Here is a 23,835-nt window from a genome sequence, read left to right as displayed (position 1 = left end):
ATTTCACTTCAAGAATTAAAATAATAAAAAAAGACAAAAAGAAATATTTTACTACCCAGACTACCCCCCCTCTGGCTGCTTCTGCTGGGTTTGCATCCCTAACCCTAAAAGTATTAACACCAGTCCCATTAGGGTTGATGGCAAAATAGGCTCTCCAACCACCAAAAAAAGCAGCATCAGTGATACCGGGGGTGAGAGAAAAATAAGATTAGAAACCTTTGCAGTGCGCGACACCTTGTGGACAGCCATCTGCCATAAAATGAATGCTATGCCCATTTCAAACAGCCCGACGTAAACGCCTGCCCCTAACGCCCCCCAGCCATGCCACTGAAAGCCAGGGCCTAGTAATAACAGGATGGTTAGCACCGGCAAACCCACCGTAAAATTTTGCCATTGGCCCACTAATGCCGGGCGTGAGTCGCGCGCATTAAGCAGCCAATAAAGCGCCCACAGCAATGTTGAAGCGAGAGCCAGAACAACCCCTAACGGGTCAGCAAAAGAGACATTGAACACCGCGCCACGCGTTGCAATCACCCACACCCCGGCATACGCAATCAATCCAGCGATGATATCCATGCGCGTTAAGCGTTGTCCCAGCAAGGGCACGGCTAAGAATGCCATCGCCAACGCCCAGGTGTAGTTGAGCGCCATCGCCTCCTGCCCTGGAAGTCGGTCATACGCAGCAAAGAGCACCAAATAGTAGGCAACGGGGTTCATTAACCCCGCCCACGCGGCAGTCTTCCAACCGGTGCGCAGCGCCGTAGCAAGATTGCCCTGCTTTATAACGAGCGCCCCCATTAATGCCCAGGACACAAGCACTGCGAGCCACATCAATTCTAATGGGCTCATCCAAGCAAGAGCCACTTTGAACGCCGTCGCTACGGTCGACCACAGCGCAACGGCCCCTAGTCCATAAAGGATGGCTTGGCGATCCTTATTCATCGGTCGATATGGCCTAAATCACGCCCAGGCTCTAGCTGGTCACGCACACTTTGTTTGAGGCGCTTGATATCCGGAAAACCACCGTCGCGTTTGCGCTCCCATAGCAGCACATCCTCATACCAAATCTCAAAAGTGCCGCCATGAGATGGCATCAGTGCCACTTCATCTAAACCTTCACCGAAGGTCGAAAGCAGCTCCTGAGCATACCAAGCACTGCGCAGCAGCCATTGGCACTGCGTGCAATAGCGAATTTGAACACGTGACATTTCTAATCTTCCCGTCAGATTAATAGGGTCTCTTTAAGCGCCATTCTGTCATGTCGAGTTAGCTTGAAACAGGAAACAACCACCTGCCAGTCTTAATGGCGTTACGTTCTATACATCGCTACCCTTTCGTTTGATGCATGTCGTTTAATTATCAGCGGCCAAGATAGACGTAAAAAACACCTCGCGTCCGATCCTAAGAGTGCGTTGACGATTGCAATGCATCGCAACGCTCGCCATGATGGAGCTCGATAGCCGTTACGGACTGACACATTGGCTATCTAGCCTCTAAAAGTGAGTAAAAATCCCGCTCGGACCAAGCATAGAGTGAAAGGCATGGTCTCCGGAAAGGACAGGAGCTGCAACAGGAACCCTTTGATGAAACGATCTCCCTTGATCAGCCCAGAACTGCTCGAACGCATTATTGATGCATCTGAAGATGGCATTGTGGTTGCCGAACAGGAAGGGGATGAAAATATCCTCATCTACGTCAATAAAGGCTTTGAGCGTTTGACGGGCTACAGCGCGGACGAAATTTTATATCGCGACTGTCGTTTTTTACAAAACGAAGACCGCGATCAGGACGCACTTGGCGCCATTCGAGAAGCGTTAAAAGCAGGTCGGCCGTCTCGTGAAGTGCTGCGCAACTACCGCAAAGACGGCACCATGTTTTGGAATGAGCTTTCCATTACGCCAGTTTACGACGAGGCGGATAAGCTGATGTATTACATTGGTGTACAGAAGGATATAACCGAACGCATAGAAGCACAGCTTGCCTTGGCTGAAGTACAAAAACAGCAAGAAATAAGCTAAAAATTAACTTTTTAACGCAAAAAAACCAACAAGACTTGAACTTCAGCTCAACTGGCGTTATATAGCGGCAAGGCGCTTAAACTGCGCTAGGCGCTTCACTTTGTAGACCAAACGCGTTTACTAATGAAGCCGTTGTGATGCCGGTACGCCGGCTGGGTTGGAGGGCATATCATGAGCCGTGACCCCTTAAGTCGTGAAACCTTTACTACCGATAGCGTCGACTCAGACGAGTTCGAAAGCTTAGATGCTGTTAATGATGACCATTACAGCAAAAGCAAACCCAGCAAAGCCGACAGTTTGCGCTCTCGACGCCAGGTTGAAGCTTGGTTAGAAGAACGCCGATTGCAGCGCGTCATTGAAGATGACTGGGATGAAGAAGAGTAGCCATTCGCTTCTCCCCGCTTGCCAGTACTGCCATCCACCAGCTTAGCCTTCTCGCTCTATGGGTAGGCTTAGCTAGCAGAACACTTCTCATAACCTAGCCTTTCACGGCGCAGACCTCTATCATCAGTGAATAGCTAGCCGCATACGGCTATCGTTTTTTCTTTCATCAACCTAACGGATCTCCATGGCGCAATACGTTTTCACCATGAATAGGGTTGGCAAAGTAGTGCCACCCAAAAAGCAAATTCTTAAGAATATTTCGTTATCGTTTTTCCCAGGTGCCAAAATCGGCGTGCTGGGCCTCAACGGTTCGGGTAAATCTACACTGCTGCGAATTATGGCCGGTGTTGATAAAGAGTTTGAAGGTGAAGCTCGTCCGATGCCCGGCATCAATGTTGGCTACTTACCTCAGGAGCCGCAGTTAGATGACGAGAAGAACGTCCGTGACACCGTAGAGGAAGCGCTCGGTGCCATCAAAGAGGCGCAGGAGAAGCTTGATGCGGTTTACTCTGCCTATGCAGAGCCAGACGCAGACTTTGATGCACTCGCAAGCGAACAGGCGCGTCTTGAAAATATTATAGAAGCAGCCGATGCGCACAACTTAGAACGTAAGCTTGAAGTGGCCGCGGAAGCCCTTCGCCTGCCCCCGTGGGATGCCAAAGTAGGCAATCTATCGGGCGGTGAGCGTCGCCGCGTAGCGCTCTGTCGTCTACTGCTTTCCAGCCCCGACATGCTTCTGCTTGACGAGCCCACCAACCACCTTGATGCTGAATCCGTGGCTTGGCTTGAACGCTTCCTGCATGACTATAACGGCACCGTGGTCGCTATTACTCACGACCGCTACTTCCTGGATAACGTTGCAGGCTGGATACTCGAACTTGACCGTGGGCAAGGTATCCCATTTGAGGGTAACTACTCGCAGTGGTTAGAGCAGAAAGATCAGCGCCTGAACCAAGAGGCCAAACAAGAGGCTTCGCGCCAGAAAGCCATCAAGCAAGAGCTTGAATGGGTGCGCAGCAATGCCAAAGGCCGACAGGCTAAAAGTAAAGCGCGCCTTAACCGCTTCGAAGAAATGCAGTCCGGCGACTTCCAAAAGCGTAATGAAACTAACGAAATTTATATTCCGCCGGGGCCGCGTCTGGGCGATAACGTTATTGAGTTTCGCAATGTCGCCAAGCGCTTTGAGGACAAGTTACTTTATCAAGACCTCTCCTTCACCATTCCACATGGTGCGATTGTAGGTATTGTTGGTGGTAACGGTGCGGGTAAATCGACCTTATTTAAACTGATAACGGGTAAAGAACAGCCTGATGTCGGTGACGTAGTCATTGGCGAGACGGTCGATATTGCTTACGTTGAGCAGCTACGCGATGCTCTTGATGACAAACAGACCGTATGGGAAGCTGTTTCTGGTGGACAGGACATCCTCAACATCAACGGCTATGAAGTGTCATCACGCGCGTACGTTGGTCGCTTTAACTTTAAAGGCAACGACCAGCAGAAGCGCTTAGCAGAACTGTCTGGCGGTGAGCGTGGCCGCCTGCAGCTCGCGCAAACGTTGCAGCAAGGGGCAAACGTTCTGCTGCTTGATGAGCCCTCTAACGACCTGGATATCGAAACGCTGCGGGCATTGGAAGAAGCACTGTTAGCATTCCCAGGCTGTGCCATGGTGATTTCACACGATCGTTGGTTCCTTGATCGTATCGCCACCCACGTAATGGCATTTGAGGGTGATTCTGAGGTCGTCTTATTCGAAGGCAACTATGCAGAATACGAAGCAGACCATAGAAAGCGTGTGGGCAATGACACACCTAAACGCATGAAATATAAGCGCATTGATGCATGACGCAAAATAAGATGATGGCCCTAAAAAGGCTCCGCTCTGCGGAGCCTTTTTATTTTCAGCGAATGTGAACCGCAGATATCAGCAGCCGATCAATCCTGTATATTAAAAGTGATAGACACCCTTAGCCACCATTTTAGCGCCTAAACGCATTAGCCACTTAATTGGCGCTGGAAAGCGCAACCCTCCGGCCTCTATGGCGATATGTGAATGATGCGCTTCATCAATCGCCATTTGACGCAGTATAGTGCGCGAACAGACATCACCTGCGGGCAACGATTGCTGATGTAGGTCAAGAGACTTACCCGCCTGCTCTTCAGCCGCGGCCAAAAAGCCCAGGCTTACGCGGTCACTTACCGCACCGGTCGCTGCACCTATTCCAAACCCGGTGATATAATAAAGCGGATTTAAATAGCTGGTTCGGCTGTGTAACTGCTCAAGGCGCTCGTCACACCAAGCGAGATGATCGATTTTCTCGAACGCCGACTGCTCCATTTGCTTGCGTGCATGGGGCAGCTGCGCGGTGATGCCCTGCCCTTGATACAGTCCTTGCAAACACACTCTACCGGTGTGATGAATACGCATTAAGCCAGCGGCATGACGGCGCTCGTGATCGTCCATTCTTTCTCCGGTGAAATCCTTGGCGGGACTGACACGCTGCGGAGATGCCGCATGAGGGGCAAGAGTACGCAAAACGGTATCAAACTGGTGAATCAGTCTATCGGCTCGACTCTGTTGACGATCCATGGGAACACTCCGTTGCCTAACTAAGCTTACCGGTTAAAGCGTACTTAATTACCAAATCGAACTTATCTTGCTTAAGCATAATTACTAGCCGGGGGGCCAAGTGAAGATACGCCCGCCCATTAGATGCATGTGAATATGATAGACCGTCTGCCCGCCCATTTCGTTGCAGTTCATCACCACACGGTACCCATCTTCATCAAAACCCTGCTCACGGGCGAGCTTAGCGGCGGTGAGCTGAAGGCGGCCAACGGTTGCTAGATCGGCTTCTTCAATATCATTCAGCGTCGAGATATGCTTTTTAGGGATAATTAGCTGATGGGTGGGTGCCTGAGGGCCAATGTCGTTAAAAGCCAGAACGTGCTCATCTTCGTAAACAATATCGGCCGGAATTTCACGATTGATGATTTTACAAAAGAGGCATTCCATAGATTACTCCATTACTTTTATCAGCAAGGATTAGCGAAAACGCCGCTGTGCCAGCAAATGGCGAACTAAAGGAGCGAGGATTAACTCCATCGCCAATGACATCAGTGCCCCGGGCACTACCAGCGTGTGGGGGCGAGTCATAAAGGAGTCTTTAATCATGGCCAGCAGCCAGGGAAAGTCAACGGTGGAGGGGTCCCTAAAGCGGATGACCACTAACGACTCAGCGTCAGTAGGAATGTCCTGGACCTCAAAGGGGTTAGAGGTATCAACCGTAGGCACGCGCTGAAAATTGATGTGGGTGCGTGAGAATTGCGGCTGAATGTAGCGCACATAGTCATCCATTCTGCCTAAAATCGTATCGATCACCGCCTCTTGTGAATAACCGCGCAGCTTTGTGTCACGATCAATCTTTTGGATCCATTCAAGGTTCATGGTCGGCGCAACGCCGACTAAAAGATCAACATGACGCGCAATATCAAAGTCTTCAGTTACCAGCCCGCCGTGCAAACCTTCATAGAAAAGCAGGTCAGTACCACAAGGCAGCGACTGCCAATCGGTGAAAGTGCCTACGCGGCAGCCTGCTTCAATTTTCTGCTTATCTTCGGCGTGAATATAGTGTCGAAACGTACCGGAGCCATGCTCGCCGTACTCACCGAACAGCCCTTCTAGCCTATCCAGCAAGTTAGCCTCAACGGCAAAATGGGAGAGTTCGTTCTTGCGCTCAGGCTCTTCGCGGAAAATACGGTGCAAATCGTCGCGGGTGTAGCGATGAAAAGCATCGCCATCGACGATCGCTGCATGCACATCTTCCCGCAAAAACATACGCTCGAAGCTGCGCCTTACGGTCGTTGTGCCTGCCCCAGAGGAGCCGGTCACGGCAATTACCGGGTACTCTCGTGACATTAGCCACTCCTCGCAAGAGAAAGCGCATGTTTCACGTCAGCGGGCACATCCACAGGGGCTCCTGTATTTAGATCAATCAGCAGCTGGTTTACGCGCGCCGTTGCTACGATTTTCTGAGATTCACTCTGGCGAATGCGCTGATAAATCGTCAACGCTTTGCCTTGAGGTACCGGCACGGCGGTTTCAATGATTAACGCATCAGGCCAGCGCGCTTCACTGAGATACTGTATCGCCAAATCAGCCACCAGGCTGGGGTGCCCGCACATATCCCACTCGGGCAAATTAAGTGCCGAAAAAGCCTGCACACGAGCCTCGTGAAGCAGCGACACTATCGCGTCATGCCCTAAGTGTTGGCCGTAATTCATATCGGTTACACGCACCGTCAAGGGGTGGCGGTGAATAACCGCTTCAGCGGGAAAGTCCAGCTTGACACGTTCCATGCCTGCATCCTCGACGGTGTTGGTTAGGAATGACGCTGTATAGGCGCAAATGTTTTTTTAGGCCTCGCGAGAGATTGCCCTAAAGGCAATATCACGACGGTATTCAGCGCCGTCCCAGCGAATCGCTTTAACGCCTTGATACGCTAACTGCTGTGCCTTTGAAACCGTCGTGCCCAATGCCGTTACGCACAGCACGCGCCCACCTTGAGTAGTAATCTCACCTTGAGCGTTCTGCGCGGTGCCGGCATGAAATACTTTACAGCCGTCTTGCTCCGCCGCTGCCAAGCCATGAATCACATCGCCCTTCCGATAGTCGCCAGGATAACCACCCGCCGCAATCACCACACCGACCGCCGCACGCGGATCCCATTCGCAGCGATGTCCTGCTAATGCTCCCTGTGCGCCGGCTAAGCAGAGCTCAGCGAAGTCAGACACTAGCCGCATCATAATAGGCTGGGTTTCAGGATCACCAAAACGACAGTTATATTCAATCACTTTGGGATTGCCTGCGGCGTCAATCATCAGGCCTGCGTACAAGAACCCGGTGTAAGCATTTCCCTCTGCGGCCATGCCGCGCACGGTAGGCCAAATAACCTGCTCCATAATACGCGCGTCAATCTCGTCAGTAACCACGGGTGCCGGAGAGTAAGCCCCCATGCCGCCAGTATTAGGGCCAGTGTCGCCGTCATAAGCACGCTTATGGTCTTGGCTAGTCGCCATGGTAACAACGTTCTCACCATCCACCATGACAATAAAGCTGGCTTCTTCACCTTCTAAAAACTCTTCAATGACTACGCGTGCGCCAGCATCACCAAACGCATTAGCTTCCAACATGTCACGAATGGCATCGGCTGCTTCTACTTCGCTCATCGCGACAATAACGCCTTTGCCAGCGGCAAGGCCATCCGCTTTGATGACAATGGGTGCACCCATTTTGCTCAGATAGGCAAGTGCAGGCTCGACTTCAGTAAACGTTTGGTAGTCTGCTGACGGAATATCATGGCGTGCTAAAAAGTCTTTGGTGAAGGACTTCGATCCCTCAAGCTGTGCAGCGGCTTGATTAGGGCCAAAAATCGTCAAGCCGGCCGCTTGAAAGCGATCAACGACACCTTCTACCAGCGGCGCTTCCGGGCCAACCACCGTCAAGCCAATCTGCTCATCACGGGCAAATGCAACCAGGCTATCGATATCCGTTGCTGCAATCGCGACGTTGGTGACCTTCACTTCCGTCGCCGTACCAGCATTGCCCGGTGCAACGAAGACGTGTTCAACGCGGCTCGACTGAGCCAATTTCCAAGCTAAAGCGTGCTCACGACCACCGCCGCCAATCATCAAAACCTTCATGTTCATCCTTCTCAAACGGGAGAGCGTTATTGGCGGCATTATGCCACAGCGCGGCCCCAAGTGGGGTCAGGTGGTTTTGTCCTGTTTCTTTTTATTGCTTCCGCCGGCATCGTCATCAGGCTTAACGCTGCTCTCTGGCGTTTGATGATCGTCAGCGTCAGCTTCATCGCTTTGCGCAGATTGATTTAGCGTCTTTTGCCAAAAGCGCATATTCTCTTCGCCTAACTCGCGCATAAAGTCCAGCGGCGTGTTACGCATGGCCTGCTTCCATTGGCTTTGCAGGCGCTTTTGCTGTTCCAGCATCAGCTGCGTACCCTGCTCAAGATAACGCGACAGTGGCAGTGGTGATGTCATGTCATAAACGCGGATCAGTTGCGCCAACAAATCGTTGGAGAACACTTGAGATTCACCGTCTGCCTGCTCTTGCTCAATGATGATCGATAGCAAAATAGTGCGGGTCAGGTCTTCACCGCTTTTGGCATCTTCAACGCGAAAAGGCGCTTCGTCGATGATTAAGCGACGCAGGTCTTCTAACGTTACGTAGCGGCTTTGCTGTGTATCATACAGCCTGCGGTTAGCATACTTGCGAATCACGCGCACGGCGCATCTCCTTAAAAGCGATAGGGACTTTAAAAGCGATAGGGGCTTTTTCCCGTTGCTGGTATTGTGCCTGCACCACGCGCCCATGCAAGCGGCTTTGATCGATTAGATAGACGCAACACGCCTATTCTGTGACCAATAGACTCTCATTATGAATTTGATTTTACTCAGCCCCGACGACCTTACCGGCGATAACCGCGCCTGCATCAGCGACCCGCGTAGATTGGGCCATCTGCATAACGTTCATCGTTCCACGCCAGGAGACCTGCTTACTGTCGGAATCCAAGGGGGAGCGATGGGTAAAGCACGGCTTACTGAACTCACCGCTGAACGTGCTTATTTCACGCTGGAAACGATGGATGAGCCACCGCCAGCGCCACTACCGGTGCATTTGGTATTAGCACTGCCAAGGCCACGTATGCTAGCACGCACTCTGGAGCACGTGACTGCGCTAGGAGTGAAAGATATCACCCTGCTGCATACCAAGCGGGTAGAAAAAAGCTACTGGCAGTCTCCCGAGTTACGCGCGGAAAAAATACACCAGCACCTAATACTAGGTTTAGAGCAAGCCCGCGACACGCAGCTACCTAACGTTACGCTTAGCAAGGGGTTTAGGCCTTTCTTAGAAGAACAGCTTCCCAACCTACTCAAGCAATACCGAGGACTGCTGGCACACCCTGGCATGCCAAACGCTTGCCCAAGAGATGTTAAGCACCCAACGCTCTTACTAGTAGGCCCAGAAGGCGGTTTTATTGCTTGGGAAGTAGAGCAACTGCTAGCGGCAGGCTGTGAGGGAATGCACCTTGGGCCGCGAATTTTACGCGTAGAAACAGCCGTGACGGCGCTGCTGTCACGGCTGTTTTAAGCGTTTATACGTTAAGACTGATCATCTTCCGGGTCGTGAGGCACGACCTGGGAATTCTCATCGCACCCGGGTTCTTGCAAGAAGCTGTTACGCACATCAAGCAAGCCAAGGTGGCTGATTGTGCTGCGGCCCAGCAGCATCGGATAAATCATCTCTTCACGGTCGCGCAAACTGAACTGCTCTTCGTAGATGGTATCGCCCATGCACACTTCCATCAGAATAACGGGGCGGTCATCACTGCCACCCGCGCCGCGCACGGTTTGTTCACGATACAGCGGGCGCTCAATTTCATCACTGAATACTTCGCCACTTTCCTGATCTTCCAGCTTGAGACGAAAACGCACCCATTCTTCATCATCTTGCTCGAACATCTCAATGTCACGAGCGTCAAGCGAGGATGTTAATGCACCGCTGTCGAGCTTTGCCTTAACCGTAATATCCCAGGGCTGAAGCGTCGCATTTTCTACCCAGCCAAATACTTGGTCGTCATCTGCCATCGCGGTGGAAGTAGATAGCAAGGCACCCATAACAGCGCTGCCTAATAACGTTTTTCCTAGCACTCGCATAGCATCATCCTTGGTAAGTTAAAACTTTCAATAAAACGTTGCCTACTCAGCACGGTTTCGCAATTGCTCTAATAGGGTCTGAGTTGCAAAGCCGTCTGGTATTAACCCTTGATCACGCTGGAAGTTCCGTAATCCTTGCCGCGTATTGGGCCCCATGACACCGTCAGCGCCTCCCGCTGAGTAGCCGGTACGGTTTAACTCGCGCTGGAGTTCTTGCACATCATCGCGGGTCAATGGTGTTTCCCCTCGCGGCCATTCATGCTGGGTGCCCTCTCGCCCGGCAATAGCATCGCCCAGTGTGGCAACGGCGAGGGCGTAACTGGTGGCATTGTTATAACGTAAAATGGCGCGAAAATTAGCCCCCACCAGAAAAGCAGGGCCTTGAGCACCGGCGGGCACCACTACAGACGCGCTATCGAAATCTGGCAATTCGCCCTGCTGCGCTCGAACGCCTTGATTACGCCACTCGGCACTACTGCGCCGGTCGGTCTGAGTATAATCAAATCCTTCGGGTAGCCGTATTTCCACGCCCCAAGGCTGACCCGCTTGCCAACCAGCTCGCGCTAAGTAATTTGCCGTCGATGCCATTACATCGGGAATACTTCCCCAGATATCACGCCGACCATCACCATCGCCATCGACGGCATACGCCTCAAAGCTGCTGGGAATAAATTGGGTATGGCCCATCGCGCCGGCCCATGACCCCTTCATTTGATCTGCGGCTATATCACCTTCGTCAATAATACGCAGCGCAGCGAGCAGTTCACCTCTAGCAAAATCACGGCGGCGGCCATCGAAAGCGAGCGTAGCAAGGGACTCTAACGTTGAGAAATCACCGAAATTGCTGCCGTAGTTACTCTCGATTCCCCAAATAGCGACAATAATTTCGGCGGGTACGCCAAAGCGCTGCTGCATTTCCAGCGCGGTATCGCGGTGAGCCGCTAACTTTTCTCGCCCGGTATTAACACGCGTAGATGAAACCGCGGTATCAAGGTATTCCCAAATAGGCCTGACAAATTCGGGTTGATAGCCATCGAGCTCAATGACGCGATCAAGGTGGCGTATGCCATCGAATGCTTCGCTCAATGTCGCTTCGCTAATGCCTTCACCGGCGGCATAGCGACGAAACTCATCTAGCCATTGCTGAAAATTAGCGTAGCTAACCTGTGTAGCAGCCCGCGCATCAACTTCAGTCATCAACTGCTGATTTGCGAGCGCTGCGCCTCCAACGAAGGGGGTGCTCAACGCTATCGCCAGCGAGGCACACAGTAAGGGGCGGTAACGCCGCCCTGCAGGCAAATTAATAGACATCGTTTATATCCTTAGGCAGTCCTTGGCATGTCTAGAATGATGGCCTAGAAAAGTAGTAGATACTAGACGCTGAGGCTTATTAGAAGGCGCAATTACCTTTCAAGCGATGTCATCCAGTGGGCGACATAGCGCCCATGCGGGTCATAATGATTGACCTGCTGCTGCACATCAAAGTAGCGACGATGACGCGCACCTCTTCCCACGCCGGCAATATAGCGCCAGTTTCCCCAATTGCTGGCAACGTCATAATCAATCAAGCAATGCTCGAACCATAAAGCGCCTAAACGCCAGTCTACCTGCAGGTCGTTGACCAAGAAGCTGGCGACATTTTGCCTGGCGCGATTGGATATCCAGCCGGTGCGATGAAGTTCTAGCATGGCCGCATCCACAAACGGCACGCCAGTCACAGCATTACGCCAAGCATCAAACGCCGTACTCGGCTTGGCCGCTAGAACCTTACCAAACATTTGCACACCTTCAGCCTGCGCGACACGTATAAAATACTCACGCCAAAGCAGTTCAAACGTGATCCAGTAACTCGATTCATTGCTGCCGTGTTCGGCTTCCCACGCTTTCACTGCATCATTAACTTGGCACGCAGTGACACAGCCGCGCGCAAGCCACGGCGAGATGCGTGTTGAAAAATTCGCGCCCAAAAGACCGTTTCGGGTTTGCTTATAGACTTCTGCGCCCTTTTGATGCCACAGATAGTCATGAAGGCGCACATGCGCCGCCGACTCCCCTCCCTCATAGGTATAGCCTTGACGTGTATCCGGCTGCCACACAGCGCTATGCTCAGAGACAGCCTTTAACGGCGGAAAGCCACGCGGCGCCTCAGGCCAAGGCGGCAGTGTTACCGGTGCAGGTCGGCTCGCGGAAAGTGAGCAGTTTTTTTCTACGCAGCGCCTAAAGGCCGAAAAACTTTGCGGTAACCTATCCGCGTCGAAAGGCAGCGCCTGCCGATTAATCAGTTGCCCGCTCTCAATACAGCTCAGCGTTGTGTGGCCGGAAAGCCCGCTGGCCACCGCTTTAATCTGCTGTATTTCTTCAACCCCGGGGTGGTCAGAAACGCGGACCTGGCGAGCACTAAGCGACCTGGCCAGCTCAATCACCACATCGCTTGGATTACCGATGCGGACAAGCAAATCACTGCCGCGCTTTAAAAGCTCGCCGCGCAACGCCATTAAGCATTGCCATAGGAAGCGTAAACGCGCCGGGCCTATGCGCGGCACGGAATCGTCTTTTATGAGAGGAGCACACCAGCGCTGGTCCAACACATAAAGGCACAGCAAATGACTGGGGGGAGCATTAAAGTGCAACAGAGGGTTGTCGGCCACGCGCAGGTCGTCTTGCAGCCAGACAATATCAACGGTGGTGTTCATGCCCTTGCCTCCCAGAAGCGCTTTGCTGTTTTGCAGTACGTCGACATCTCTCGCTGCAATAGCGCACCTCATCCCAACAGCGCGCCCATTTCTTTCGCCAAGCAAAGGGTCGCTGACATAGGGCACACGTTTTTTGGGGCAGGTGTTGTTTGCGTTGCTTGCTCACAGTCGGCGTACTTCTTAATAGGCACATGATTAATTATGAACATATCATCCTACACGGTATAACTGTTGTACATTAATTGTTAATCATCGGTGCTGATAAAAATAAAGCGTTGCGAAACATCAAATGCAAAAAAGCCACCCTTAGGTGGCTCAGCGGCAAGATACAGCCTTCTAACTATCGAACTCGCATTCTAATCTGGATCAGTATCTCTTGGCTGACGCTTGGCATTTTCTTGGGTCTCCAGGCCACTTTTTAATTCATGGGTCAAAGGATCATAGTTAGGCCGTAATTCATCCTTTATTGTGCCGCTCCAAAGCTTGGACCCAACGAAATAACCGGCACGACCAATCACATGGGCGGCCACCGGTGCTGTCATTAGAATAAATAATATAATGGCAAAAGAGCGCGCGACGATTCCCACCTCAGCAAAGTGCATTGCCGCCGCCAGCATGATTAAAATCACGCCTAGTGCGGCGGCTTTGGTGGTCGCATGCATACGTGTTAGCAGGTCGGGTAAACGCAGCAAACCCACAGAGGCAAGCAGCATAAACAGCGCACCGCCAAGAATCAGCGTGCCTTTTATAAAATCAATCATCGCGCGGGCCTCCTCGTTCTAAAAAGCGCGCAAAGCCAATAGCCGCCAAAAAGCCCATGAGCGCGACCACAATTGCGGCGTCGAGGAAACTAGCAACCTCTGTTTTGATCGCATAAACCCCCACCAACCCCACCAAGGTGGTCGAAAAAAGCTCTAACGCTACAACACGGTCGGGCAAACTGGGGCCGCGTACAACACGCACGAAGGTGAGTATCAGCGCTATGCTCATAATCACCTGACTAATTAAAATAACGGTATCCATCAGCGAAATAGCTCCAGGGCCCGGTGCTCCATCTCTTTTAAATTACGCCGCAGCTCTTCTTCATCGTCTAAAAACATCGCATGGATATACAGTACCTTACGATCATCAGACACATCTAAGCTAAGCGTGCCGGGTGTCAGCGAAATCAAGTTAGCCACCATGGTGATTTCCATTTCCGTACGTGCCGAAAGTGGCAGCGCAATAACGCCAGGTTTCATATGCCAAGGCGGCGTCAAAATATCGAAAGCCACACGCAGGTTGGCTTGAATCAGCTCTTTCAGGAAAAAACCGATAAAGCCCACAAGCCGCGGCACCCGCGCCGGGTAACCTTTCAATGAGTCAAGCTGAGGCTCAATCAAAACAAGCGTGATATAGCCAAATATCAAGCCGATAAGAAGATTCAAACCGGTGAAATCACCGCTCAACAATACCCATGCCAGACCTAATAGTAAGTTCCAAATCGCTCCTGTCATGGCGCATCCACTCCCGTTGCCGCTTCTTCAGCGTCCGCTGCTGATGAATTCAGCAACGTGTCTTCTACACTGGCCGAAGCGCCCAGAACGGCTTCGATATACCCCGATGGTTCAAGCAACTGATCACCTATGCTCGTCATCACCCACATAATCGGCTCAGCAAATACCCCGATCAACAGAGAAGACATCGCCAACACCATCACCGGTAAATACATCATCCACAGGCTTGGCTTTAACAATCGACCATCATCCCCGGTCGGCGTAACGGTTTCAGGCACATGATTATCTTCCGGCAGCGACTTCCAGAACACCTCATTCCAAATTTTCACCATGGAATAGAGCGTCATTAAACCTACCGCCAGAGCAATACCGGTTACGACATAGGCTTCAGCTTCGAGGCCTGCGCGCACAATGACAAATTTAGCAAAGAAACCAGACAGCGGCGGGATGCCCGCTAGAGAGAAAGCCGAAATAAAGAAGGCGACGGCTAGCCAGGGGCGCTCCCGATACAAGCCGCCCATTTTTTTGAGTTGATACGTGCCCTGCAAACGGTGGGTAATACCGCTGATCAAGAAGAGGTTAGTTTTCACCACCATATTATGCACGATGGCAAACACCCCACCGGCTATCGCTAAGGGTGTATAAAGCGCTAGCCCTAAGATCATATAGCCAATCTGGCTGACAATATGAAACGATAGAATACGCCTAAACTCATATTGGGCCGCCGCGCCCAGCACGCCAGTTACCATCGTAAAGACCGCCCCCCAGAGCATAATGTCCTGCAAATAGCCCATGGTCTGGTCAAACATCAACGTAAAAACGCGGAACAGCGCATAAACGCCGACCTTGGTGAGCAGCCCTGCAAACAGAGCTGAAACGGCGACAGGCGGCGTATGATAAGAAGCAGGTAGCCAAAAGAACAATGGAAAGGCGGCAGCCTTAATGCCGAAGGCCACCATAAACATGACGGCCAACACTTCAACCATGCCCGTGTGCTCAGCCTCCCCCATGCGCAGCGCAATATCGGCCATGTTGAGCGTCCCCACCATGCCATAAAGCAGCCCAACGGCGGTCAAGAAAATGACCGATGCCAGTAGATTCAAGGTGACATATTTAATCGCCCCCTCCATCTGCGCACGCTCACCGCCTAGAATCAGCAGCGCAAACGACGCCACCAGCATTACCTCAAACCACACATAAAGGTTAAAGATATCGCCAGTTAAAAATGCCCCCATAACGCCTGCCAAGAGCAGGTGCATTAAAGGGTAGTAGCCAAATTTCTCATGACCCCGGCCGGTCGTGGCCAGCGAATAGATCCCCATTGCCAAACCAATGACGGCGGTCATCAACACCATGACGGCGCTCAGCATATCGGCGATGAGCGTGATGCCAAACGGCGCGGGCCAGCTGCCCATCTGCATCGTGACGTAGCCGTCTGAGAGCGTTGATACGAACAACCAGAGGCTAACAATCAGCAGCGCTGCATTACCGGCCACTGCCAAAAAGCGCTGCATGGGGCGGGAACGCCAAAACAACAAAGAGATTGCCCCTGAAAGCAGCGGCAAGAGGACGGGAAGAGCAACTTCAGGCCTCACGTATCGGTATCCTTCATCTTATCAAGATCATCAGCCTTAACCACTTCATAGGCACGTCGAATCAACACCACCGCAAAGGCAAGCACGCCAAAGGCAATTACGATAGCTGTCAGCACTACCGCTTGGGGTAAGGGATCAGCGACGGCGCCTACCGGCTGCATCATGCCTTCAGGAATCAGTGGCGGCGCGCCCCGCGTCAATCCCGCCGTTGTAAAGATCAGTAAATTGGCCGCATTTGAAAGCAGCATTAAACCAATCACTAGCTTCACAATAGAGCGACGCAGCATCATGAAAATAGCCGTCGCGTAAAGCAGCCCTATGGCTACCGCCATTAATGGTTCCATGCTGAGCCTCCTGTTAACTCAAGGTTCATCCTTGTCGACCTCCATCAGCGTCATCACCATGCCGGTGACCGAGCCCAGCACCGCAAAATACACACCGATATCAAAAATCAGCGGCGTGGAGGCTTTAAAGTCGATGATTGGAATGGTCCACCACTGGGCGGTTAGAAACGGTTGCCCCATAAACCAGGCAGGCACGACGGAAATCATGCCCAGCAATAGGCCAATGCCAATGAGGTCTCTGGGGTCAACCATACGCAGCACTTGCTTGGTCGCACTAACGCCAAAGGCGAACAGATAAAGCGTAAATGCCCCCGCCGCCACAAGGCCTGCGATAAAACCGCCGCCCGGCTCATCGTGTCCTCTAAGCAATAAGAAAACGGAGAACATCAGCTGCAGTGGCATTAAAAACCGCGCAGCCGTGTTGAGAATAATGGTGCCTGACTTAACCATCGTTAGGCTCCTTAGCCGCTACTTTGCTGCTTTCGCTCGGTTTATTCTCACTACCTTCGCCATGACGCAGCTTCAGCATGGCAATAACGCCAACGGCTGCGAGCGCCAATACAAACATCTCGCCTAGCGTATCTAACGCCCGGTAATCGACCAAAATGACATTGACGATATTGCGGCCGAAGGCCAAGGGAGCGCTGTTCTCAATCATGTATGTCGAGATCGGCTCAAACTGCTTAATACTCCACGAGGTCATAATCAGCAGGCAGATCAAAATGCCCATCATGGCGGCGACAGCGCCATCACGGATACGCTCAAGGCTGGTAGAAAGGCTCGAAAAGCGCGGCAGTCGGAACAATACCAGTACCAGCAAAATCACCGTTAAGGTTTCCACCAGCAGCTGGGTAATGGCAAGATCAGGCGCACTGAAGAGAATAAAGATTAACGCAATAGAGAAGCCCATCACGCCTACCGACACCACCGCCCCAAGCCGGGATCGAGAAATGGTCGCGAACAACGCCCCCATTACCATACAGCCTGCGACCACGGCCTCGTGAAAGCGCACGTCTAGCTCAAAGGCAAACTCAGGCGAATGCCGCAGCAATATGGAGTTACTAATCAAAACGATCAGCGTAATCAGCATAATAAGAATGTAATTACGCATATAGCCGTTTTGCAGCATGCGCGTTTGCCACTCGGAGAAATGTACGATGCCGTTCATCGCGCCCTCATACCCGGCCTCAGGGCCATGGCGCATAACCGGCGCCAGTATGGAAAGCCTGGCACGTACGCTGTCCCAGCGTTTAAACAGCAAAAAGCCTAAGCCAAGGCTGACAATCGACATTATCAATGCCACGTTCACGCCATACCAAAGCGACAAAGAAACGTTGCTCGGTTGCCCAGAAATGGAGCTCGCGGCAGCGCTCAGCAGCGCATCGGCGCCTAACGCCGCAGGCCATAAACCAAGCAACAGTGATCCTGTTGCTAAAAGCGCCGGCCCCGCTAGCATACTGAGTGGCGCTTCATGAGGATCTAGCGGTGTTTGATGGCGTTTGCCGTAAAAAGGACGTAACGCAATAATAAAGGCTACCGCGATCGTTAATATCGCGGCAATAAAGGCAAATATCACCAGCAGCATGTTGAAGCTGTCGGCGCCGAGTGCCGACTCAAACTTCAGCTCCTTGCCGATAAAGCCAATCAATGGCGGCACCCCAGCTAGCGAAAGCGCTGCAATCAGCGCAATCGTCGCCGTTACCGGCATCACTGAACGTAGCCCTCCCATGTGCGTCACATCCTTGGTACCGGTTTCGTGATCCAGAATACCGGCGACCATAAATAGCGCCCCTTTATACAAAGAGTGCGCCAAAAGGAAAGTAACGAAAGCAGTCATCGCATAGTCACCGCCAATACCTAACAGCATTGTCAGTGTGCCTAGCGCCATAATCGTTGAGTAGGCTAATAGCTTTTTAATATTCGTATGCTGAATAGCTAAGAACGAACCGATCAACATCGTGGTCGCGCCGACGACGGAAAGAATCCCTACCCACAACGCCGTACCGCCCAGCTCTGGATAGAGCCGCGCGAGCAGATAAATACCCGCTTTCACCATAGTGGCTGAGTGCAAGTAAGCCGAAACCGGCGTTGGCGCAGCCATCGCATTAGGCAGCCAAAAATGAAACGGAAACTGAGCTGACTTGGTGAACGCGCCAAGCAGCAAGCAGATCAGCATAGGGGTATAAAGCGCATGCTCACGTAAATCTGTATCGCTACTAAGAATCTCTGACAGCGACCAGCTATCGCTAGCAATCCCAAGCAGTATCAGGCCGGCCATTAACGCCAAGCCACCGGCGACGGTCACAAATAAGCCCTGACGCGCTGACTTACGAGCCTCAATATCGGCATGATTAAAACCAATCAGCAAATACGAGGTAATACTGGTTAATTCCCAAAAGATGAACAGTGTTAATAAACCATCGGCTAGCACCAGTCCCAACATGGAAACCATGAAGGCTATCAGCGCGATATGAAACCGCGCGAGATCAGGATGATCTTTCAAATAGCCGCCGGCATAGACCAGAACGAAAGCACCAATGACGGTAATCAATAGCCCGAAGAGTAGCGACAAGCCATCTAACAAAAACGTAAGGCTTATGCCCAATGACGGCACCCACTGCCACTCGAGTAGCAAGCTGCCATTGTCAATCACATAGGGAGCTTGAAGGGCTAACCACGCCGCCAGCCCTGCTGGGAATATTGCCAGCACAAGGCTTGCGCGCTGGCCAAACCATCGATGCAGCAACGGCGACGATGCAGCCAGCAAAAAACCCATTAATATGGCAAGTTGCATCTAGCATTATCTCCTAAATAACGAAACGCCCCACCGTTAGATCGGGCGCGAGGGCTATTGGCACCATGCCTTTGGACTGGAACGCCAGCGTTGAATAATAGTGATTTCAAAGTGAGACAGCTTATAACAGACAGTTTTGCCTGACCAGTCAAACGCTTAAATGCAAATAGCCGCAGCGAAGTAAACCCCGCTACGGCTATTATTGCGCTTTAGAAAAAAATCAGCGGGCGGGCAACCATCCGGCCAATTCGTTATTAATCACGGCGAGCAGTGCCTCTATATGATCGTCGCGATCATTCAAGCACGGTATGTAGCTAAACGTTTCACCACCTGCCGCCATAAAGCTATCGCGAATCTCTTCTTCTATCTCTTCCAGCGTCTCAATGCAGTCTGAGGAGAAAGCGGGTGAGATAATCGCGATGTGCTTGTGCCCCTGTTGAGCCAACTCTGCCACGTGCTTAACGGTAGCCGGCCCCAGCCACTTCTCGGGGCCAAACTTCGATTGAAAAGCGGTATCCACTTCTTCTTTGCTAAAGCCGAGTGTTTCGCGCAGCAGCCGCGTTGTTTTCTGACACTGGCAGTGATAAGGGTCCCCTTGCATCAGGTAGCGTTCAGGAACCCCGTGATAGCTAGCCACCAGCTTGGTTGGCCGCGTCGGCAAATCGGCGTACGCTTCTTGCACAGAGTTAGCCAGCGCCTGAAGATAGGTAGGATGGTCAAAATACGCGGGCACCGTTCGGATATAAGGCTGCCACTTCATCTTCATCAGCGTACGAAACGCTTGGTCGTTAGCCGATGCTGTCGTTGGTGATCCGTATTGAGGATAAAGCGGGAAAAATACGATTTTTTCGCAGCCCTTCTCTTTTAAGCGCGTCAGCACACTTTGGGTTGAAGGATTTCCATAACGCATACAGAAATCAACTTCAACATCATCACCATAAAGCGCCTTTAAGCGCGCCGTCATTTTCACGTTCTGCGCCCGAGTTATGGTCAGTAGCGGGCTTTCATTTTTCTCGTTATTCCAGATGCTGCGATACGCTTTGCCCGACGAGAATGGACGCTTGGTCAAAACAATCAGTTGAAGCAGCGGCTGCCATTTCCAGCGGGCATAGTCGACCACGCGCTGGTCAGAGAGAAACTCATTTAAGTAACGACGCACGGACCAATAGTCAGTGGCATCCGGCGTACCTAGATTCGCGAGCACAACACCCACTTTGGCACGCGGCACCGGCGGGTGATCACTGGACGCGTGCGCTAAACGCCCTGCCCCAGGCTGATCCTTGACGACGCTTTCGGTCATTACATTTACTCCCGAAAATACCTAAACAATTGAAAAAAGGTCATTAAAAAAATAAAAAGACACAAAATATGGCGACTTAATTGCCAAGCGGCTCACGCAAATTCTATCACTTATCGGCATACTGTCGGCATAAAGTTATACTACAATTACTGCTTGTATAACTATTTTGAAAATAGCTACCGATAGGCGAATCATTATGAACCGTTTTACGCCATTAAAGGCCCGCCCTCCGGTCACTCTATTTCACGATGGGCACTGCCCCTTCTGCCGCCAAGAAATTGCCTGGCTAGCCAAACATAGCCACATAGGCCACATAGGCCACATAGGCCACATCGCATTAGTGGATATTCAGGATGAGTATTTTAACGCGCAAACGCACGGATGCGAATTCACCGCCATGATGGGGCAGCTGCATTTACACGATAGTCAGGGAAAGTGGTATATCGGAATGGATGCCAGCCGTGCCCTGTATGCAGTATTGGGCTACCGGCGGCTAGTGTGGATATCGTGCTTGCCGGGGATACGCGGCCTAATGAACGCGGGTTACCGGTTTTTTGCCCGTCGCCGAATACGAATCGGGCAGTGGTGGGAAAAACGTCAATCTAAAGCTTAGCAAGGTGGCGTAAACGCGTTAAAAGACGAGCGGCATACGCGAAGTAAGTGGCTCACTGTAGTGCGTGTCGCGACCAATGACTTCATCGTGAGGCACGTGCTGGACTAAATAAGCACGATGAATCTCGGCACGCTTAAGCTCCATATAAACATCATCTAACGAACGGAACAGCATCGGCTTATTGCGCTGCATTAACATATGGCGCTCGCCTTCAACATCCTCTAACTCAATTTGATAAAAACGACTACCCGAATGGATAATCACGCGTATTTCGAAGTTGTCGTGGCTGGCGACAAACTGTTTAAGATCTTTCAACTCCATGGTTCACTCCTGTTATTGATACATACTAAATAGGGCACAGCATGGCTGTGCCCTATGACATTTCAGTTGCCCTATTATTACATTGTCATGACAGCTTTCAGTTCCATGATATTCAACAACTAAGACGACGCTAGTGCAAGAGAGTTCCTGACCAAAGCGTCAACAAATGCGATTAATTACTGATATTCAGAGGGATCGATCGCTTTACCCAGTGAATTGCGATCAATCCAATTGCCGCCTTTCGTTTCTTTATAGCGGAAAACTACTTTATCTCCCACGGTGACGGGAACCTCTCCGTCTTCGGTTTGATAGCTGTATTTCTCGCCCTCCACTACCAGGTGGTAACGATAAAGGTCCGGCATACCCAGCCACTCTTTGAAAGGCCCTTCCCGCTCTAGTGACTGTAGCTCACCGCGACCTTCAAGCTTAGGAAGACGCTGCCGATTACCGCGCCGAAATCCACCTGCCATTTGCTACTCCCATTTTTGCATTGCACATCAAGTTAATCGCCAAACGAATCGCCGTAGCTATCCGGGGCTAAATCTTCAAAGCGCGTATATTTACCGATAAACGCCATATGCACCGTACCGATAGGTCCGTTACGCTGCTTACCAATAATTAACTCGGCAATCCCCTGGTTGTCGGGATTGTCAGGGTTATAAACTTCATCGCGATAAACAAAAGCGATAACATCAGCATCCTGCTCGATAGCGCCCGACTCACGCAGATCCGACATAATAGGACGCTTGTTAGGACGCTGCTCCAACGAGCGGTTCAGCTGTGAAAGCGCGACGACCGGGCAATTAAATTCTTTCGCTAAGCCTTTCAAAGAGCGCGAAATTTCAGAAATCTCACCGGTGCGGTTTTCACTGAAGCCGGGGATCTGCATGAGCTGAAGATAATCGATCATGACCAGCGCAATGTTGCCATGCTCACGAACTACTCGACGCATCCTGGAACGCATTTCATTGGGCGACAATGCGGCCGTATCATCGATAAACAGCTGCTTATCTTTGAGCAGATTCACCGCAGAGGTTAAGCGTGGCCAGTCTTCGTCTTCTAATTGACCGGTACGAACACGGGTTTGGTCAATCCGACCAAGCGAAGACAGCATCCTCAGCATCAGCGATTCCGCGGGCATCTCCATCGAGAACACCATCACCGGCTTGTCGCTGGCGATGACAGCATGCTCGACCAGGTTCATGGCAAACGTGGTTTTACCCATTGATGGCCGGCCGGCAATAACCACCATATCCGACGGCTGCAGACCCGTGGTCATATCATCCAGGTCACGAAAACCCGTCGAAAGACCGGTCATCTCACCTTTCAGGTTAAACAACTCATCAATACGATCGACGGCTTTGGTTAACAGCTCACTCATGCCAATAGGGCCGCCCGTTTTAGGGCGTTCCTCAGCAATCTGGAACACTAACCGCTCAGCTTCATTGAGCAGCTCATCCGCCGGACGCCCTTGAGGCGTAAAGGCGCTGTCAGCAATTTGATTAGCCGCGCGGATCAGCTTACGCAGCGTGGCACGTTCACGCACAATATCGGCATAGGCACGAATGTTGCTGGCAGACGGCGTGTTACGCGCAAGCTCGGCCAGAAATGCCAGGCCACCCACGGTATCCAAGTGATCGCGTGCTTCCAGGGCCTCAGAGATCGTCACCACGTCCAACGGCTGTGCGGATTCGGCTAAATGAATCATCACATTGAACACCAATCGGTGTTCATAGCGATAAAAATCATCGGCCACCAGACGCTCAGAGACGTTATCCCACGCCTGATTATCCAGCATGAGCCCGCCTAATACCGACTGCTCTGCCTCAAGCGAATGCGGCGGCAGTTTTAGCGCGGCCGTTTCTTTATCAGCAGAAGGCGTGTCCTGCATGGCAAGCTCCTTTAAATACGACAACGTACCCAGTAAAGATGCTTATCTTAGCCGAGCCCATACCGCGCGACGACCCACATCATCAAGATGTTGCCTTAAAGTACCCGGCGCTAATGAACTGGATAATTTAGGCAACGTCCAGAAATAACAAAAGGCGCGGGAAAACCCGCGCCTTTTGAGGCGTACGTGTCAGCGCAAAGAATTACTCTGCGACGACAACCACGCGTACAACGGCATCCACTTCAGCGTGCAAGTGTAGCGCGATGTCGTATTCGCCAGTTTGGCGAATCGGGCCATTCGGCATACGTACTTCGCTCTTGGCAACATCGATGCCAGCAGAGGAAATCGCGTCGGCCAGGTCACGTGGACCAATCGAACCAAACAGTTTGCCTTCGTCGCCTGCTTTGGAAACCAAAGACAGTTCGATGTCGTTCAACTGCTCAGCACGCGCTTCAGCTTCAGCTTTACGCTCAGCGGCTTGTGCTTCGAGCTCAGCGCGCTGCACTTCAAACGCTTCGATATTGTCTTTGGTGGCCGGTACGGCTAAACCGTAAGGCACCAAATAGTTACGACCATAACCAGGCTTAACAGTGACCTTGTCACCCAGGCCGCCCAGCTTACCAATGTTGTCGAGCAGAATGACTTCCATCTC

At 51.8% G+C, this 23,835-nt stretch carries 29 protein-coding genes; 5 read left to right on the top strand and 24 right to left on the bottom strand.

The window, feature by feature from the left end:
- Nucleotides 1–60: 60 nt before the first annotated feature.
- Together CIK78_RS08375 and CIK78_RS08370 are read right to left on the bottom strand one after the other, a co-directional pair.
- On the bottom strand, nucleotides 61–942 hold the full coding sequence (locus CIK78_RS08375) for a DMT family transporter (RefSeq protein WP_096279018.1): 882 nt from the start codon (nucleotides 940–942) through the stop codon (nucleotides 61–63).
- The gene (locus tag CIK78_RS08370) at nucleotides 939–1,208 is read right to left on the bottom strand and encodes a SelT/SelW/SelH family protein (protein ID WP_096279016.1); all 270 of its coding nucleotides are present in this window, start codon (nucleotides 1,206–1,208) and stop codon (nucleotides 939–941) included. Before CIK78_RS08370 ends, CIK78_RS08375 begins: the two co-directional genes overlap by 4 nt.
- Nucleotides 1,209–1,583: 375 nt before the next feature.
- Between CIK78_RS08370 and CIK78_RS08365 the strand changes: the two genes are divergently transcribed.
- The 3 genes from CIK78_RS08365 to ettA all read left to right on the top strand — a co-directional run bounded on the left by CIK78_RS08365 (nucleotide 1,584) and on the right by ettA (nucleotide 4,248).
- Nucleotides 1,584–2,018 carry a PAS domain S-box protein gene (locus tag CIK78_RS08365; protein ID WP_096279014.1) on the top strand — a complete coding sequence of 145 codons (435 nt, stop codon included), beginning with the start codon at nucleotides 1,584–1,586 and terminating at the stop codon, nucleotides 2,016–2,018.
- A gap of 171 nt (nucleotides 2,019–2,189) precedes the next feature.
- Nucleotides 2,190–2,402, top strand: a complete 213-nt coding sequence (locus tag CIK78_RS08360) for a hypothetical protein (protein WP_096279012.1) — start codon at nucleotides 2,190–2,192, stop codon at nucleotides 2,400–2,402.
- A 184-nt stretch (nucleotides 2,403–2,586) separates the two neighbouring features.
- Nucleotides 2,587–4,248, top strand: coding sequence for an energy-dependent translational throttle protein EttA (ettA, locus tag CIK78_RS08355; protein WP_096279010.1), 1,662 nt, complete (start codon nucleotides 2,587–2,589; stop codon nucleotides 4,246–4,248).
- A 102-nt stretch (nucleotides 4,249–4,350) separates the two neighbouring features.
- Here the strand turns inward: ettA and coq7 are convergent, their stop codons facing one another.
- From coq7 to phaR, 6 genes are all read right to left on the bottom strand, one after another.
- Entirely contained in the window at nucleotides 4,351–4,992 is a 642-nt protein-coding gene (gene coq7 / locus CIK78_RS08350) for a 2-polyprenyl-3-methyl-6-methoxy-1,4-benzoquinone monooxygenase (protein WP_096279008.1), read from the bottom strand.
- A gap of 84 nt (nucleotides 4,993–5,076) precedes the next feature.
- Nucleotides 5,077–5,418 carry a histidine triad nucleotide-binding protein gene (locus CIK78_RS08345; protein WP_096279006.1) on the bottom strand — a complete coding sequence of 114 codons (342 nt, stop codon included), beginning with the start codon at nucleotides 5,416–5,418 and terminating at the stop codon, nucleotides 5,077–5,079.
- Nucleotides 5,419–5,448: 30 nt separating this feature from the next.
- Complete coding sequence (locus CIK78_RS08340) at nucleotides 5,449–6,321, bottom strand: phosphoribulokinase (protein ID WP_096279004.1); 873 nt, start codon at nucleotides 6,319–6,321, stop codon at nucleotides 5,449–5,451.
- Entirely contained in the window at nucleotides 6,321–6,761 is a 441-nt protein-coding gene (locus CIK78_RS08335) for a thioesterase family protein (RefSeq protein WP_096279002.1), read from the bottom strand. The genes CIK78_RS08340 and CIK78_RS08335 overlap by 1 nt, the downstream gene beginning before the upstream one ends.
- Before the next feature lie 57 nt (nucleotides 6,762–6,818).
- On the bottom strand, nucleotides 6,819–8,105 hold the full coding sequence (gene purD, locus CIK78_RS08330) for a phosphoribosylamine--glycine ligase (protein ID WP_096279000.1): 1,287 nt from the start codon (nucleotides 8,103–8,105) through the stop codon (nucleotides 6,819–6,821).
- Between the two features lie 66 nt (nucleotides 8,106–8,171).
- Nucleotides 8,172–8,705 (bottom strand): polyhydroxyalkanoate synthesis repressor PhaR, encoded by a 534-nt coding sequence (gene phaR / locus CIK78_RS08325; RefSeq protein ID WP_255249098.1) that lies wholly within the window; start codon nucleotides 8,703–8,705, stop codon nucleotides 8,172–8,174.
- Between the two features lie 151 nt (nucleotides 8,706–8,856).
- On the opposite strand from phaR, the gene CIK78_RS08320 reads away from it, so the two are divergent.
- Nucleotides 8,857–9,570: a 16S rRNA (uracil(1498)-N(3))-methyltransferase gene (locus CIK78_RS08320; protein ID WP_096278998.1), complete on the top strand. Its 714-nt coding sequence runs from the start codon at nucleotides 8,857–8,859 to the stop codon at nucleotides 9,568–9,570.
- Between the two features lie 11 nt (nucleotides 9,571–9,581).
- On the opposite strand, the gene CIK78_RS08315 is transcribed toward CIK78_RS08320, so the two are convergent.
- The 12 genes from CIK78_RS08315 to hemH form a co-directional block, all read right to left on the bottom strand.
- Entirely contained in the window at nucleotides 9,582–10,136 is a 555-nt protein-coding gene (locus CIK78_RS08315; RefSeq protein ID WP_096278996.1) for an ATP-dependent zinc protease, read from the bottom strand.
- Between the two features lie 42 nt (nucleotides 10,137–10,178).
- The gene (locus CIK78_RS08310) at nucleotides 10,179–11,447 is read right to left on the bottom strand and encodes a lytic murein transglycosylase (protein ID WP_096278994.1); all 1,269 of its coding nucleotides are present in this window, start codon (nucleotides 11,445–11,447) and stop codon (nucleotides 10,179–10,181) included.
- A gap of 92 nt (nucleotides 11,448–11,539) precedes the next feature.
- Complete coding sequence (locus CIK78_RS08305; protein WP_096278992.1) at nucleotides 11,540–12,829, bottom strand: DASH family cryptochrome; 1,290 nt, start codon at nucleotides 12,827–12,829, stop codon at nucleotides 11,540–11,542.
- Nucleotides 12,813–13,022 (bottom strand): DUF2256 domain-containing protein, encoded by a 210-nt coding sequence (locus CIK78_RS08300; protein WP_096278990.1) that lies wholly within the window; start codon nucleotides 13,020–13,022, stop codon nucleotides 12,813–12,815. The genes CIK78_RS08305 and CIK78_RS08300 overlap by 17 nt, the downstream gene beginning before the upstream one ends.
- Nucleotides 13,023–13,185: 163 nt before the next feature.
- On the bottom strand, nucleotides 13,186–13,590 hold the full coding sequence (gene mnhG / locus CIK78_RS08295) for a monovalent cation/H(+) antiporter subunit G (RefSeq protein ID WP_096278988.1): 405 nt from the start codon (nucleotides 13,588–13,590) through the stop codon (nucleotides 13,186–13,188).
- On the bottom strand, nucleotides 13,583–13,852 hold the full coding sequence (locus CIK78_RS08290; protein WP_096278986.1) for a cation:proton antiporter: 270 nt from the start codon (nucleotides 13,850–13,852) through the stop codon (nucleotides 13,583–13,585). The genes mnhG and CIK78_RS08290 overlap by 8 nt, the downstream gene beginning before the upstream one ends.
- On the bottom strand, nucleotides 13,852–14,325 hold the full coding sequence (locus CIK78_RS08285; protein ID WP_096278984.1) for a Na+/H+ antiporter subunit E: 474 nt from the start codon (nucleotides 14,323–14,325) through the stop codon (nucleotides 13,852–13,854). The genes CIK78_RS08290 and CIK78_RS08285 overlap by 1 nt, the downstream gene beginning before the upstream one ends.
- The gene (locus CIK78_RS08280) at nucleotides 14,322–15,920 is read right to left on the bottom strand and encodes a Na+/H+ antiporter subunit D (RefSeq protein ID WP_096278982.1); all 1,599 of its coding nucleotides are present in this window, start codon (nucleotides 15,918–15,920) and stop codon (nucleotides 14,322–14,324) included. Before CIK78_RS08280 ends, CIK78_RS08285 begins: the two co-directional genes overlap by 4 nt.
- On the bottom strand, nucleotides 15,917–16,264 hold the full coding sequence (locus CIK78_RS08275) for a Na+/H+ antiporter subunit C (protein WP_096278980.1): 348 nt from the start codon (nucleotides 16,262–16,264) through the stop codon (nucleotides 15,917–15,919). Before CIK78_RS08275 ends, CIK78_RS08280 begins: the two co-directional genes overlap by 4 nt.
- Nucleotides 16,265–16,282: 18 nt before the next feature.
- Nucleotides 16,283–16,714 (bottom strand): Na+/H+ antiporter subunit B, encoded by a 432-nt coding sequence (locus CIK78_RS08270; RefSeq protein ID WP_096278978.1) that lies wholly within the window; start codon nucleotides 16,712–16,714, stop codon nucleotides 16,283–16,285.
- A complete protein-coding gene (locus tag CIK78_RS08265) occupies nucleotides 16,707–19,058 on the bottom strand; it encodes a putative monovalent cation/H+ antiporter subunit A (protein WP_096278976.1) in 2,352 nt (783 codons plus the stop codon). Before CIK78_RS08265 ends, CIK78_RS08270 begins: the two co-directional genes overlap by 8 nt.
- Before the next feature lie 220 nt (nucleotides 19,059–19,278).
- Complete coding sequence (gene hemH / locus CIK78_RS08260) at nucleotides 19,279–20,358, bottom strand: ferrochelatase (protein WP_096278974.1); 1,080 nt, start codon at nucleotides 20,356–20,358, stop codon at nucleotides 19,279–19,281.
- Nucleotides 20,359–20,554: 196 nt separating this feature from the next.
- On the opposite strand from hemH, the gene CIK78_RS08255 reads away from it, so the two are divergent.
- Nucleotides 20,555–20,971 (top strand): DCC1-like thiol-disulfide oxidoreductase family protein, encoded by a 417-nt coding sequence (locus CIK78_RS08255; protein ID WP_096278972.1) that lies wholly within the window; start codon nucleotides 20,555–20,557, stop codon nucleotides 20,969–20,971.
- An 18-nt stretch (nucleotides 20,972–20,989) separates the two neighbouring features.
- On the opposite strand, the gene CIK78_RS08250 is transcribed toward CIK78_RS08255, so the two are convergent.
- From CIK78_RS08250 to rplI, 4 genes are all read right to left on the bottom strand, one after another.
- Nucleotides 20,990–21,292 carry a DUF6482 family protein gene (locus CIK78_RS08250; protein ID WP_096278970.1) on the bottom strand — a complete coding sequence of 101 codons (303 nt, stop codon included), beginning with the start codon at nucleotides 21,290–21,292 and terminating at the stop codon, nucleotides 20,990–20,992.
- 176 nt (nucleotides 21,293–21,468) lie between these two features.
- Entirely contained in the window at nucleotides 21,469–21,762 is a 294-nt protein-coding gene (locus tag CIK78_RS08245) for a hypothetical protein (RefSeq protein ID WP_096278968.1), read from the bottom strand.
- A gap of 32 nt (nucleotides 21,763–21,794) precedes the next feature.
- On the bottom strand, nucleotides 21,795–23,183 hold the full coding sequence (gene dnaB, locus CIK78_RS08240; RefSeq protein ID WP_096278966.1) for a replicative DNA helicase: 1,389 nt from the start codon (nucleotides 23,181–23,183) through the stop codon (nucleotides 21,795–21,797).
- Between the two features lie 202 nt (nucleotides 23,184–23,385).
- The gene (gene rplI / locus CIK78_RS08235; RefSeq protein WP_096278964.1) at nucleotides 23,386–23,832 is read right to left on the bottom strand and encodes a 50S ribosomal protein L9; all 447 of its coding nucleotides are present in this window, start codon (nucleotides 23,830–23,832) and stop codon (nucleotides 23,386–23,388) included.
- Between the last annotated feature and the right edge of the window lie 3 nt (nucleotides 23,833–23,835).

This window comes from Halomonas sp. JB37, assembly GCF_002332255.1.
Classification (GTDB): domain Bacteria; phylum Pseudomonadota; class Gammaproteobacteria; order Pseudomonadales; family Halomonadaceae; genus Vreelandella; species Vreelandella casei.
This window is presented reverse-complemented; position numbering and strand designations above follow the sequence as displayed.